The sequence below is a fragment of the Halarcobacter sp. genome, from assembly GCF_963675975.1.
GTDB lineage: Bacteria > Campylobacterota > Campylobacteria > Campylobacterales > Arcobacteraceae > Halarcobacter.
The window spans coordinates 2346836-2359682 of the sequence record NZ_OY780939.1 but is presented as its reverse complement, the minus strand read 5'-3'; the positions used below and the strand labels follow the sequence as shown (position 1 = coordinate 2359682).

The following is a 12847-nucleotide window of genomic DNA, read 5'->3' as shown; positions in this document are numbered from 1 at the left end:
CTCCTTAATTAAATTGTATTGTAAATCCTCTATCAAACTTTTCATAATCCTTATAAAACTCGTAGTTTTTAATATCAAAAGATTTAAAGTAGTTTTCTAAAGGTTGTTTTTGATCATAACCCATTTCACATAAAAGGTATTTAATATCTCTTTTATATGTAGTGTCTATTATATCTTTTAAAAGTTCATCACCAACATTTCCACCAAACAATGCATTTGAAGGTTCAAACTTAACATTATCTGGAAGTTTGTAATCATTTGCAACATATGGAGGATTTGAAATAGTCATAAATATATCATCTTCATTTACATTTTCATATAAGTTACTATATCTAAACTCTATTTTTTCGCTTACATTATGTTTTATCGCATTTTGTTTTGCTAATTCTAGAGCTTTTTCATTGATATCAACTGCAATTATCTCAATATCTTCAATCAATAAAGCCAACATCACTGATATAATCCCTGAACCTGTACCAATCTCTAGCACTTTTGTTTTGCAATTTCTATTCTTTAAAATTTCAATTGCATTATCAACTAAAAGTTCAGTTTCTGGTCTAGGTATCAAAACCCCCTCTTTTGTAATAAAAGACTCTCCATAAAATGAAGCCTTATTAATAATGTATTCAAGGGGATAATTTGTTGCTCTTTTATTAACTAATTTTTCTAACTCTTTTTCTTTTTCAAAAGCTGAGTTATAGTTAATATGTAGCCAGATGTTGTTTTTTTCTAGTAAATGGCAGATTAAAATCTCTACCTCTTTTGCAGGAATATGTGTAACATATTTTAATTTTTGTGAATATTTTCTAACTGTTTCTTTTATTGTCATATATGATTTTACCTTTTAATAGTACATTATATTTAAATTTATCTTTACTCTAATATATAAAGAGCAAGTTCATCTGCTAATAAATAGTTGTTGTTGTAGATTTTGTTGCCATTTTTTGTTAGTTTTTTTAGTTCAACTAACTCATCAACTTTTTTATTTTGTAGTTCATTTAATATAGTAGAATCAAAACCATTTTTACATCTCAATCCTAGTAAAACTTTCTCTACTATAATATCTTCTTGGTTTAACTCTTCAATATCTTCATACTCAATAGGGTTTTGTATATACTCTTCTAAACCTTTTTTTGTATAAAATCTTTTATTTGTTACAAAACCAACCGCACCAGCTCCAACACCTAAATAGTTTTTATGTTGCCAATATCCATAGTTATGTTTTGACTCAAACTTGTCATCTAAAGCAAAATTTGATATCTCATATTGCTTAAATCCAATCTTGTTTAAGTATTCAAAAAACTTATAAGACAACTCTTCATCATCAATTTTAACTTCACTTTTATTAAAGAATTTTGTACCCTCTTCAAGTGTTAAAGAGTAAGCACTTATATGTTGTATATCTAAGCTTTTTAGTGTATTAAAATCATCTTTTATTGACTCAAAGCTATCACCCTCTACACCGTAAATTATATCACAGTTAATACTATTAAAACCTATACATTTTGCATTTTGTATAGCTTTTATAGCCCCTTTACTATTATGTGCCCGATTTAAGAATCTTAACTTTTTGTCATCAAAACTTTGTACTCCAAAACTAACTCTATTTACACCTAAATCTTTCATACCTTGTAGCCATTTAGTTGTTCCAGAATTGGGATTACACTCAGTTGTGATTTCTGTATTTTTATCTATAAATTTTTCTAATATTTGAAAAACATCTACATACTCTTCTACTTTTACTGTGCTTGGAGTTCCACCTCCAATAAATATGGTTTCTAGTTTTTCATTATTGTTTAATTTTTGATTTAATTCAAATTTTAATTGTTTTTTTAATGCATTCATATACTCTTTTTTTAAATGAAATCTATCTGTATATGAGTTAAATGCGCAATAATGGCATTTACTATCACAAAATGGAATATGTATATATAAAAGCAATTTTTAATCCTAATTTTATTATAATTTTTGGCTAATTATAAGGGAATTATTATTTATGACTGATAAAAAAAATGAAGAACTAGAAAAAGATAAGAAGAATTATCGACCAAATGTTGCAGCAATTGTATTATCAGCTAAATATCCTGAAAAATGTGAAGTTTTTATTGCATCAAGAACTGATGTGGAAAATGCTTGGCAATTTCCACAAGGTGGAATAGATGAAGGAGAAAACTCTAGACAAGCTCTTTTTAGAGAATTAGAAGAAGAGATTGGAACTAGAGAGATAGAGATTATTGCTGAATATCCTAAATGGGTTAGTTATGACTTTCCTCCATCTATTGCAAAAAAAATGTATCCATTTGATGGACAGATACAAAAGTATTATTTGGTTAAGTTAAAAAAAGGTGCAAAGATAAATATTAACACTGAAATACCTGAATTTAGTGAATATAAATTTGTTCCAACTAACAAGATATATGATTATATTACTTTTTTTAAAAGAACAGTATATAAACAGGTATTAAAATATTTTAAAAAAGAAGGTTATATTTAAGAAAATGTTAAAAGTTTTAAAATTTGGAGGAACAAGTGTTGGTACACTTGAAAGAATACAAAATGTTGCGGAAATCATTAAAAAAATAAAAAATGAAGGACATGATGTAATTGCAGTTGTTTCTGCTATGAGTGGTGAAACAAACAAACTTATAGAATATGCAGAGAGTTTTTCAAAAAATCCAAAACCATGTGAAATAGATATGTTATTAAGTTCAGGTGAGAGAGTTACATCTGCTTTACTTTCTATTGCTTTAAATGAACAAGGTTATAAAGCTACTTCAATGAGTGGAAGAGAAGCTGGAATAGTAACTGATAGTGCACACACAAAAGCAAGAATTGAATTAATAGATACTACAAACATGAAAAATGCAATAGCTGAAGGTAAAATTATTATTGTTGCAGGTTTTCAAGGTGTGACAGAAAATACAAATAGAGTTTCAACATTAGGTAGAGGTGGTTCTGATCTAACAGCAGTTGCAATTGCAGGAGCAATAGAAGCTGATGTTTGTGAAATATATACAGATGTTGACGGTATTTATACTACAGATCCAAGAATTGAACCAAAAGCAAAAAAACTTGATAAAATTTCATATGATGAGATGTTAGAACTTGCTAGTTTAGGTGCAAAAGTTTTACAAAACAGATCTGTTGAAATGGCGAAAAAATTAAATGTAAATTTAGTATCAAGAAGCAGCTTTACGCCAGAAGTTGAAGGTACGCTAATAACTAAGGAAGAGAATATTATGGAAAAACCAGTTGTAAGTGGTATTGCATTAGATAGAAACCAAATTAGAGTTGGAATGTATGGAGTTATTGATAGACCAGGAATTGCTTCAACAATTTTTACTGCCCTTGCAGATGCAAATATAAATGTTGACATGATTGTGCAAACAAGAGGTGCAGATGGAAAAACAGATTTAGACTTCACAATCCCTAGAACAGATTGGGAAATTTGTAAAGATGTAATGGCTACTTTTAAAGAAGAAGCTGAAAAAATAGATTACAATGATACTATTTGTAAAGTTTCAATTGTTGGTGTTGGAATGAAGTCTCATACTGGTGTTGCTTCAAAAGCTTTTAGTGCTTTAGCTAAAGAAAACATCAATATAAGAATAATCTCAACTAGTGAAATAAAAATCTCTATGATTATAGAAGAAAAGTATGCAGAGTTAGCAGTTAGATCTCTTCACGATGCATATAATCTAGATAAGTAGGTATCCCTAGTGCAAGAGTTTTTAAACTGGACTGTTGATACTATAAGGGAAGATAGACTTATCTCCCCTTGGCTTGAAGAAAAAAAATATGAATGGGTACCTTTAGTTTCTAAATCAATAATTAATATTTTTGAAAAAGGTTGTTCAGTATTAATTATAACTGATAGTGAGAGAGATTGGTTTTTAAAATATATTTTGACTAATTTAAATTCTAATAAGCAAAATAGACCTTTTTTGCCATTTTATAATTTTAAATCTTTTTATAAAGATTTAGATGATTTAAAAACTGAAGATGATATTAGTTTTATAAAAGATATGTTAAATATCTCTTTTCCTAATGGGTATTGTTTTTGGTATATAGGAAAAAGTAATGATGTAAGAGCAACATTGCCTAAATTCACAAAAAACTCTTTTCTTTGGATGTTTGATGAAGAGATTCAAGATGCCTTTAATTTAAGAACAAAAGATGAAGCTCTTGATATGAAACTTTTGCAAATGTATAGACTTTATGATAAAACTTTAAGTGCAGCACTATTTGCAGAAATCAATGTTGAAAATTAAAAAGTAAAAGAACTATTTTATGATTGATAAAAAGATCGAAGCCTCTCAAATTTTAGTAGTTAGTGATTTAGATGAAACTTTAAATACTCTTTTACCTCACTATTCCAAGCATAATGTTAGAATAATTAGAAATGAACAAAAAGATGAATTTCTTTTAGCTCAGGCTCATACAGCAGTAAAAGAGGCTTATATCTCATCTAATGAAAAAAAATATATTTTTTTAGTTGGAAAAACATTTAGAAGTGAAGCACAAAATTCATTATTAAAAGTTTTAGAAGAACCACCAAGAAATATTGTATTTATTATAATTACTAATTCTAAATCTTCAATCTTGCCAACAATCTTTTCAAGAATTCCTCATAAGTTTTATAAATCAAAATCTACTAGAAGTGAGATAGATTTAGATATTGTTAATCTTGATTTAAAAGATGTATATAGTTTCTTAAAAGAGAATCAAAGAATTACTAAAAATGATGCTAAAATCTTAATTGAATCAATAATGTTTAAAATAAACTCAAAAAAGATTGAATTAAATCATAAAGAGCTTGAACTTTTTTCAAAATCAATAAAACTATTAGAATTAAACTCTAGACCAATTAACATCTTAACTTCAATACTATTAATGTTGTTAAACAGGAAAAAAAGGTTATAGATGCAGACTTTTAAAACAAAAATTATGGGTGTTGTAAATGCAAATGAAGACTCATTTTTTTATAAAAGTAGATTTCAAGACAAAAGTGCAATTGAACATATAGAAAAACTTATTAATGATGGTGCTGACATTATTGATTTAGGCGGTGTTTCAAGCAGGCCTGGAAGTGAAGCTGTAAGTGTAGAAGAGGAATTAAGACGATTAAAACCGATTTTAGATTTAATCTATCAACAAAAACTTTTTGAAAAAGCAACTTTTTCTTTAGATTCTTATGAACCAGAAGTTTTAAGATACGCATTAGATTGTGGTTTTAAAATTGTAAATGATATTACAGGTTTAGCAAATGACGAAGTTTGTAAAGTAAGTGCCGAATATAATGCCCAAGTTGTGATAATGCATATGCAAAGTAACCCACAAGATATGCAGCTAAATCCTACTTATGAAGATGTTGTTAAAGAAGTAGATTCTTTTTTTAAACAAAGAGTAGAAAAAGCAAAAAGCTTTGGTATTGATGATATTGTTTTAGACGTTGGAATTGGTTTTGGTAAAAACCTTGAACACAACCTACTTTTATTAAAAAACTTAGAATATTTTAAACATTTTGGCTATGAGTTACTAATTGGAGCTAGTAGAAAATCTATGATTGATATGGTTGTTTCTTCAACTATAGAAGAAAGATTACCTGGGACTTTAGCTATTCATTCAGAATCTATTACTAATGGTGCTTCAATTATCAGGTGTCATGATGTAAAAGAGCATTATCAAGCAATAAAAGTTCAAGAAGCTATAAAAAATATAAATAGCTAAGAGATACTTTAAAGTATCTCATGTAAGCTATTTGCTTTTTTCATCCACTCTTTCATATCTGAGTAATTATCTTCTTCTATCATATCTCTAACTTTTTTCATTTGTGCTGCAAACTCATCCATTGAATCTAAAAGATTCTTTTTATTTTGTTTAAAAATATCTGTCCACATATCAGGACTTGATTTAGCCACCCTACTCATATCTTTAAATCCCCCAGCTGCAAGAGCAATAATAGATTTTGGATCTTCAGAGTTCATTACTGTATTTGCCAAAGAAAAAGATATTGCATGGGGTAAGTGAGACATATAACAAGCATGAATATCATGTTCATTTGCATCCATTACTACAATTCTCATACCAATTTCTTGGAATATTCTAAATGCTCTATTTACATGAAGATTTTCATTATCTTCTAAGTTACAAAGAACAACAGTTTTACCCTCATATAAATCATCAATGGCTGCTTTTGGTCCAGATTTTTCAGTTCCTGTCATAGGGTGTGCTGCAATAAAATTTTTTCTAATAGATGCAGGGATATTTTCAATAATAAACTCTTTAGTTGAGCCTAAATCCATAATAGTTGTATTTTTGTTTATATCCTCTAATTCAGGAAGAACAGAGATTATATTATCTACTGGAATTGCTAAAATAATCAAATCACACTTTTCTTTTAATGTTTTTATATCTACTAATTCATCTACTAAATTTAATTCTTCAATCTCTTTTTTTGATTTTTCACTTCTTGCATAACCATAGATTTTTTTTGCAATAAAATATTTTTTTAATGCTTTTGCTAATGAACCTCCCATTAGACCTAATCCAATAATACCTATATTCAATTTTATAACCTTTACAATTTTGTTTTGAAAGGTGATTATATCTTAACCATCCTATAAAGTTTATTTAGATATATTCTACGTTTGAAATAATAAGTTTAAGGATTACTGTGAAAAAGAAGAGTATCTTATTATCAATAGCCTTCGCAACAATTTTGAATGCTGAAGGAATTAAGTCTGTAGAGTATATTAATTTAACAAAGATATCTCCTACTGTTGCAAAAGAAACTTTTAATCTTAACGAAGATGAAGAGATTAGTTTAGCAAAAATAAATCAAGCTGTAAAAGATTTTTATAAATATGGATATTTTGAAGATATTTCAGTAAGTAATGATAATGGTGTATTAAAGTTTTTTTTTAAAGAAAAACCTTCTGTAGCAAATGTTGATATTTTTGGATACAAGTCAAGAGAAACTGATCTTGAAATTTTAAAAAAACAAATTGGCCTTAGTAAAGGTACGATGTATTCGACTGAAAAAATTAAAAAAGCTAAAGAAGAGTTGTTAAGAGAGTTAGAAAAAGAAGGTTATATCAACTCTGTAGTAGAAGTTGAAATTGAAAATTTAAATGAAAATGCTGTTTCTATAACTTTTAATGTAAATAAAGGTGATGAAATAGTTATAAAAAAAGTTAACTATTTTGGTGCAAAAAGTTTAAGTACAGGAAAGTTTGAAAAAGTAACTGCAAATAAAGAAGAAGAGTTCGCTTCATGGTTTTTTACTCAAAATGATGGTGAGTTAAAAGCAGATCAATTACAATATGATGGAAAAAGAATTCAAGAATTATATTTAGAAAATGGGTATATTGATGCAAAAGTTGAAGATCCTTTTTTAGAAGTAGATTTTGCTTCAAATCAAGCAGATTTAGATTTTTATATTGATGAAGGTATACAATATACTGTTAATAAGATTAAGATATATATTAAATCTGACATAGTAAAAGCAAAATTTTTATATTCAGATTTAAAATTAAAAGAAGATAGAGTTTTTAATATAAAAAAACTTAGAAGAGACTCAGATTTTATACGAACTAAAATTGCAGACTTAGGTTATGCTTTTGCAAAAATTAATTATGATGTAAAAAAAGATGAAAAAAATGGTACTGTTGATATTGTTTTTAATGTTGTTCCTGGTGAAAAAGTATATGTTAGGGATGTTAAAATTACAGGAAATAGTAGAACTTTAGATAGAGTTATTAGAAGAAATGTATATTTAGCTCCAGGGGATCTTTTTTCTCAAACAGATTTTACTGATACTCAAAATAAACTAAAAAGAGTTGGTTATTTTGAAGATGTTAGGATTGAACAAAAAAGAGTTTCAAAAGATCAAATGGATTTAGTTGTAAAAGTAAAAGAAGCTCCTACAGGAAATATTATTTTAGGTGGGGGATATGGTTCTTACGATGGAATAATGATTAATGCATCTTTAAATGAAAGAAATATTTTTGGTTCAGGATTAGGATTATCTATTTCAGCTGAATTATCAGATAAAGAATCAGATTTAGCTGTTAAGTTAATAAATCCAGCAATTAGAGATAGTGAGTATAATGGTGATATCGATATTCATAATAAAACAGATGAGATTAATAATGATGCTTATGACTTGGATAAAGATGTAAAAGGTTTCTCTATTGGTTTAGGTAAAGAGGTAATTAGAAACTTAAAAGTTGGTGCAAGATATAGATTAGATTTTATTAAAGAGAATTATGAATATTCTTATTTATATAACCATATACCTGTAAGTCAAAGATATAAAGATACAGATTATGTTACAAGTTCTATTACACCTTACTTGAGTTTTGATAATACAAATGACTACTATTTCCCTACTTCTGGTTTTAGAGCAAATACATCACTTGAGATTGCTGGACTTGGTGGGGATTCAGAATATATTAAGAGTTCATCATCTTTTAAATATTTCTATTCTCTTGAAGATAGATTTAATTGGGATGTTGTATTAAGATATAAAGCACAAGTAAACTTATTAGTAGATAATGGTCAAATAAATCAAGGTGACTCTTTATATTTAGGTGGTACAAAATCATTAAGAGGATTTAAATCATATGCATTTGGTCCAGATAATGATAATGGTATAGCAGAGGAACCTTATAAAAGAATGGCAGCAACTTCAGTTGAATTTAGTATGCCTTTAATCCCTGACGCAAACATGAGATGGGGATTGTTTTATGATTATGGTATGATTGGTGAAGACAGTTTTACTGATATAAAAAGATCAAGTACAGGAGCACTATTTGAATGGGTTTCTCCTTTTGGTCCTTTACAGTTAATTTTTGCTCAACCAATTGATGATGAACCAGGTGATGATACTTCATCATTTGAATTTGCATTGGGGTCAACTTTCTAATGGTAAAAAAAATAGATATAGTTAATAGAAGAATAACAAATGAAGAAGCCCTTGATTTAATCAAAAATGCTTCTTTAGTTGAGTTAGGTAAATATGCAACTGCGAAGAAAAAACAGTTGCATCCAAAAGGTGTAACAACGTTCGTTGTAGATAGAAATATCAATTATACAAATGTATGTTGGGTTGATTGTAAGTTTTGTGCATTTTATCGTCATGGAAAAGATGGTGATGCTTATGTATTAACTTATGAAGAGATTGATAAAAAAATAGAAGAACTTCTTGCAATAGGTGGAACTCAAATTCTTATGCAAGGTGGAGTTCATCCAAAACTTAAAATAGACTATTATGAAGATTTAGTTGAACATATTCACACTAAATTTCCACAAATCACCCTACACTCTTTTTCTGCAATTGAGATTTGTTATATTGCAAAAGTTTCAAAAATCTCTAAACTTGAAGTTTTACAAAGATTACAAGCAAAAGGTTTAAGTTCAATTCCAGGAGCTGGAGCTGAAATTTTATCTGATAGAGTAAGAGATGTAATTGCACCAAGAAAAATTGATAGTGATGAATGGATTGAGGTTCATAAATTAGCTCATTCAATTGGAATGAAAACAACTGCAACAATGATGTTTGGTACAGTTGAAACTGATGAAGAGATAGTTGAACATTGGGAAAGAATAAGAAAACTACAAGATGAAACAGGTGGATTTAGAGCCTTTATTATGTGGTCATTTCAAAGTGCAAACACAAAACTAAAAGAAGAGATTCCAGATTTAAAACCACAATCTTCAAATAGATATTTAAGATTGCTTGCAGTATCAAGATTATATTTAGATAATTTTCCTAATATACAAAGTTCTTGGGTGACTCAAGGAAGTTATATTGGTCAAATGGCACTTAAATTTGGTGCAAACGATTTAGGAAGTACAATGATGGAAGAGAATGTTGTAGCAGCAGCTGGCGCAACTAATTGTATGAATCAAGATGAGATGATACAATTGATTAAAGATGTAGATGAAAATCCTGCAAAAAGAAATACTGCTTATGAAATCTTAGAGAGGTTCTAATTTTCTCATGAAAAATAGAATCTCTAAACTAATACTAATACTTTTATTTTTACAAGGAATTATGATGGGTGCTATAATAAAGCATATAAATATAAAAGGTATTGATGTTCCTGTTGTTTTTGAACAAGAAAAATCATTACCAATATTAAATTTACAATTAGTTTTTACAAACTCAGGGTATATGCAAGATAAAAAACATAGTGGACTTACTTCAATTAGTGCAAAACTACTTAATGAAGGTACAAAAAAATTAGGAAGTATTAAATTTGCAGAAAAATTGGAAAATTCTGCAATCTCTTTACATACGAGTAATGGTTTTGAGACATTTGTTATTGAGTTATCTTCTTTAAAAGATGTACACGAAAAAGGTTTAAATCTATTAAGTGATTTATTAAAAGATCCAAATTATAGTAATGATGTTTTAGAAAAGATTAAAACTATTCAAACAGGTTCATTAAAAAGAAAAGAAAATGATTTTGATTATGTTGCATCTAACAATTTAAATAAAATTATATTTAAAAACACACCTTTAGAAAACCCTTCTTCTGGTACTATTGAGACTATTTCAAAAATAAAACTTGAAGATGTTAAAAAGCAACTAAAAAGCAATTTAGATTTAAATAATCTAATAATTGTAGTTGGTGGTGATTTTGAATATGAAGAGATTATTGCAAAAATCAAAAAAAGTATTAAAGTTTTAAATGCTGAAAATAAAAATAAAGATATTGAGATTAAAACTTCAGCAAAACCTCTTACAAAAGAGATTCTAAAAGACACTCAACAAGCATATATCTATTTTGGTAGCCCTTTTGAGGTTAATGTAAAAGATAAAGATACTTATATGGCAAAAGTTGCATCTTTTATATTAGGTGGAAGTGGTTTTGGGTCTAGACTAATGGAAGAGATTAGAGTAAAAAGAGGATTAGCTTATTCTGCTTATGGTTATGTTTCTATTAATAAATCTTATTCTTATTTTACTGGATACTTACAAACAAAACTTGAAAGTGCAGATGAAGCAAAAAATTTAGTTCAATCTTTAGTTGAAGAGTTTGTTAAAAATGGTGTAACGCAAGAAGAGTTAGATTCTGCTAAAAAGTTTTTATTAGGTAGTGAACCTTTAAGAACAGAAACTCTTTCTCAAAGACTAAATAGAGCTTTTACACTTTTTTATAAAGGCTTAGATCAAAACCATAATAAAAAAGAGTTGGAAAAGATTGAAAAACTTAAATTAGAAGATTTAAATACATATATTAAATCGCATAAAGAGATAAATAAATTATCATTCTCGATAGTAAGGAAATAGATTGTTAAGATTTGCTGTAAGTACAACAAAAGATTTAAGTGTTTCTAACCTAAGAATTGCTTTATACAACTATATGTTATCAAAAAAAACTGGTGAAGAGCTGATTCTTAGAATTGAAGATATTGATAAAGAAAATAGTATTGAAGGGAAAGATAAAGAGCTTATTGATTTAATCAATCTTTTTTCAATTGAATATGCAAGTATAATTTATCAAAGTGAAAATTTGAAATATTATCAGAAACTTGCAATGCAATTAATGTCTCAAAAAAAAGCTTTTGCATGTTTTTGTTCAGATGAAAAAATAGAAGAATTAAAACAAAAAGCAAAAGAGAAAGGTAAAATATACAGTTATGATGGGTTTTGTGAAACTTTATCTGACGAAACAGTATTAAATTGTAATGCTGCTTTTACCGTTAGAATTAAAAAACCAGAAGAGAGTATAAGTTTTAATGATGAATTAAAGGGTGAAATCAAATTTAAACCTTTTGAAGTAGATTATTTTAGAATTTTAACACATGACAAAATGCCTACATATAATTATGCTTGTGCCATTGATGATATGCTTTATGATATCTCTACAATTATAAGAGATGAAAAATTTGTCCCTGATACACCAAGACAAATATATTTAAGAGAATCTTTAAATTATGATAAAGAGATTAAATATATACATCTACCAAAAATTGAAAATGATGTTTTAGTAAAAGATTTGATTGCAGATGGTTTTTTACCAAGTGCAATAGCAAATTATCTTTTATCTCTTGGAACTAAGCCTTCAAAAGAGGTATTTGAGTTAGAAGAGGCTTTAGAGTGGTTTGGTATAAATACTTTTCCAACACAAAGTGTTACTTTTGATTTAGAAGAATTAAAGCTTTTAAATAAAAAACATCTTGAACTTATAGATGAGATGAGACTTTCAAAAATATTAGGTTTTGCAGATACAGATATTGGTAAACTTGCTAAACTTTTTTTATCAGAAGTAAGTACAATAAATGAGATTAAAACAAATATCGAAAAAATATTTTCATCTAAAACTACATATGACAAAAATCAAGAGAAGTTTGATAAATTAAAAGCTTGTATTAAAAAAGCCCCTTATTTTGATACTTTAGATTCTTTTGAAGCTTATATATCTCAAGAAACTAATTTATCAAAAGATGAATATATTAATCCATTAATATATATTTTAACAGGAAGAGAAAATGGACCAGATATTTCTGATATTTATCCATTAATAAAAAATTATTTAGGAGAAATCGTAAAATGATAGATGCATTTTTAGGTTCGGTTTTTACAGTTATTTTAGCTGTAATCTCACTTTACAAGTGGGTGATTATTATTTCAGCTTTATTATCTTGGGTTAGACCAGATCCTTATAATCCAATTGTTCAAATGTTATATAGATTAACAGAACCAGCATATGCTTTTGTGAGAAGATTTATTCCTACAGTTGTTGGAGGAATGGATTTAGCACCTTTAATAGTTATTTTTGCATTAATTTTCCTAGAAACATTTTTAGGAAGACTTTTTATGGGAATGTAATTA

Annotated in this window: 13 protein-coding genes; 10 read left to right on the top strand and 3 right to left on the bottom strand. The window is 27.5% G+C overall.

What is annotated here, in order from left to right; translation table 11 throughout:
* Positions 1-4: 4 nt before the first annotated feature.
* Both prmC and hemW read right to left on the bottom strand, forming a co-directional pair.
* Entirely contained in the window at positions 5-829 is an 825-nt protein-coding gene (gene prmC, locus ACKU3H_RS11590; RefSeq protein ID WP_320034020.1) for a peptide chain release factor N(5)-glutamine methyltransferase, read from the bottom strand.
* Positions 830-873: 44 nt separating this feature from the next.
* On the bottom strand, positions 874-1941 hold the full coding sequence (gene hemW, locus ACKU3H_RS11585; RefSeq protein ID WP_320034019.1) for a radical SAM family heme chaperone HemW: 1068 nt from the start codon (positions 1939-1941) through the stop codon (positions 874-876).
* A 55-nt stretch (positions 1942-1996) separates the two neighbouring features.
* Here hemW and ACKU3H_RS11580 point away from each other — a divergent pair, with 55 nt between their 5' ends.
* The 5 genes from ACKU3H_RS11580 to folP are packed head-to-tail and all read left to right on the top strand — an operon-like array spanning position 1997 to position 5730.
* Positions 1997-2494: an RNA pyrophosphohydrolase gene (locus ACKU3H_RS11580; protein ID WP_320034018.1), complete on the top strand. Its 498-nt coding sequence runs from the start codon at positions 1997-1999 to the stop codon at positions 2492-2494.
* Positions 2495-2498: 4 nt separating this feature from the next.
* A complete protein-coding gene (locus ACKU3H_RS11575) occupies positions 2499-3710 on the top strand; it encodes an aspartate kinase (protein WP_320034017.1) in 1212 nt (403 codons plus the stop codon).
* A 9-nt stretch (positions 3711-3719) separates the two neighbouring features.
* On the top strand, positions 3720-4271 hold the full coding sequence (locus ACKU3H_RS11570) for a HobA family DNA replication regulator (RefSeq protein ID WP_320034016.1): 552 nt from the start codon (positions 3720-3722) through the stop codon (positions 4269-4271).
* A gap of 19 nt (positions 4272-4290) precedes the next feature.
* On the top strand, positions 4291-4923 hold the full coding sequence (locus tag ACKU3H_RS11565) for a DNA polymerase III subunit delta' (RefSeq protein ID WP_320034015.1): 633 nt from the start codon (positions 4291-4293) through the stop codon (positions 4921-4923).
* Positions 4924-5730, top strand: coding sequence for a dihydropteroate synthase (gene folP / locus ACKU3H_RS11560; RefSeq protein ID WP_320034014.1), 807 nt, complete (start codon positions 4924-4926; stop codon positions 5728-5730).
* Positions 5731-5738: 8 nt separating this feature from the next.
* Here folP and ACKU3H_RS11555 read toward each other — a convergent pair whose 3' ends face one another.
* Complete coding sequence (locus ACKU3H_RS11555) at positions 5739-6569, bottom strand: prephenate dehydrogenase (RefSeq protein ID WP_320034013.1); 831 nt, start codon at positions 6567-6569, stop codon at positions 5739-5741.
* 107 nt (positions 6570-6676) lie between these two features.
* On the opposite strand from ACKU3H_RS11555, the gene bamA reads away from it, so the two are divergent.
* The 5 genes from bamA to ACKU3H_RS11530 all read left to right on the top strand — a co-directional run bounded on the left by bamA (position 6677) and on the right by ACKU3H_RS11530 (position 12844).
* Positions 6677-8929 carry an outer membrane protein assembly factor BamA gene (gene bamA, locus ACKU3H_RS11550; protein WP_320034012.1) on the top strand — a complete coding sequence of 751 codons (2253 nt, stop codon included), beginning with the start codon at positions 6677-6679 and terminating at the stop codon, positions 8927-8929.
* Positions 8929-9999, top strand: a complete 1071-nt coding sequence (locus ACKU3H_RS11545; RefSeq protein WP_320034011.1) for a dehypoxanthine futalosine cyclase — start codon at positions 8929-8931, stop codon at positions 9997-9999. Before bamA ends, ACKU3H_RS11545 begins: the two co-directional genes overlap by 1 nt.
* Positions 10000-10063: 64 nt before the next feature.
* On the top strand, positions 10064-11302 hold the full coding sequence (locus ACKU3H_RS11540; RefSeq protein ID WP_320034010.1) for a pitrilysin family protein: 1239 nt from the start codon (positions 10064-10066) through the stop codon (positions 11300-11302).
* Position 11303: 1 nt separating this feature from the next.
* Positions 11304-12569, top strand: a complete 1266-nt coding sequence (gene gltX, locus ACKU3H_RS11535; RefSeq protein WP_320034009.1) for a glutamate--tRNA ligase — start codon at positions 11304-11306, stop codon at positions 12567-12569.
* Positions 12566-12844 carry a YggT family protein gene (locus ACKU3H_RS11530; protein ID WP_320034008.1) on the top strand — a complete coding sequence of 93 codons (279 nt, stop codon included), beginning with the start codon at positions 12566-12568 and terminating at the stop codon, positions 12842-12844. Before gltX ends, ACKU3H_RS11530 begins: the two co-directional genes overlap by 4 nt.
* Positions 12845-12847: the final 3 nt, after the last annotated feature.

What these genes read in the sequence shown, in the direction of transcription:
- ACKU3H_RS11530 (WP_320034008.1), top strand. Translation starts at nt 12,566, where the DNA reads ATGATAGATGCATTTTTAGGTTCGGTTTTTACAGTTATTTTAGCTGTA.
- folP (WP_320034014.1), top strand. Translation starts at nt 4,924, where the DNA reads ATGCAGACTTTTAAAACAAAAATTATGGGTGTTGTAAATGCAAATGAA.
- prmC (WP_320034020.1), bottom strand. Translation starts at nt 829, where the DNA reads ATGACAATAAAAGAAACAGTTAGAAAATATTCACAAAAATTAAAATAT.
- ACKU3H_RS11545 (WP_320034011.1), top strand. Translation starts at nt 8,929, where the DNA reads ATGGTAAAAAAAATAGATATAGTTAATAGAAGAATAACAAATGAAGAA.
- ACKU3H_RS11540 (WP_320034010.1), top strand. Translation starts at nt 10,064, where the DNA reads ATGGGTGCTATAATAAAGCATATAAATATAAAAGGTATTGATGTTCCT.
- ACKU3H_RS11565 (WP_320034015.1), top strand. Translation starts at nt 4,291, where the DNA reads ATGATTGATAAAAAGATCGAAGCCTCTCAAATTTTAGTAGTTAGTGAT.
- ACKU3H_RS11580 (WP_320034018.1), top strand. Translation starts at nt 1,997, where the DNA reads ATGACTGATAAAAAAAATGAAGAACTAGAAAAAGATAAGAAGAATTAT.
- ACKU3H_RS11575 (WP_320034017.1), top strand. Translation starts at nt 2,499, where the DNA reads ATGTTAAAAGTTTTAAAATTTGGAGGAACAAGTGTTGGTACACTTGAA.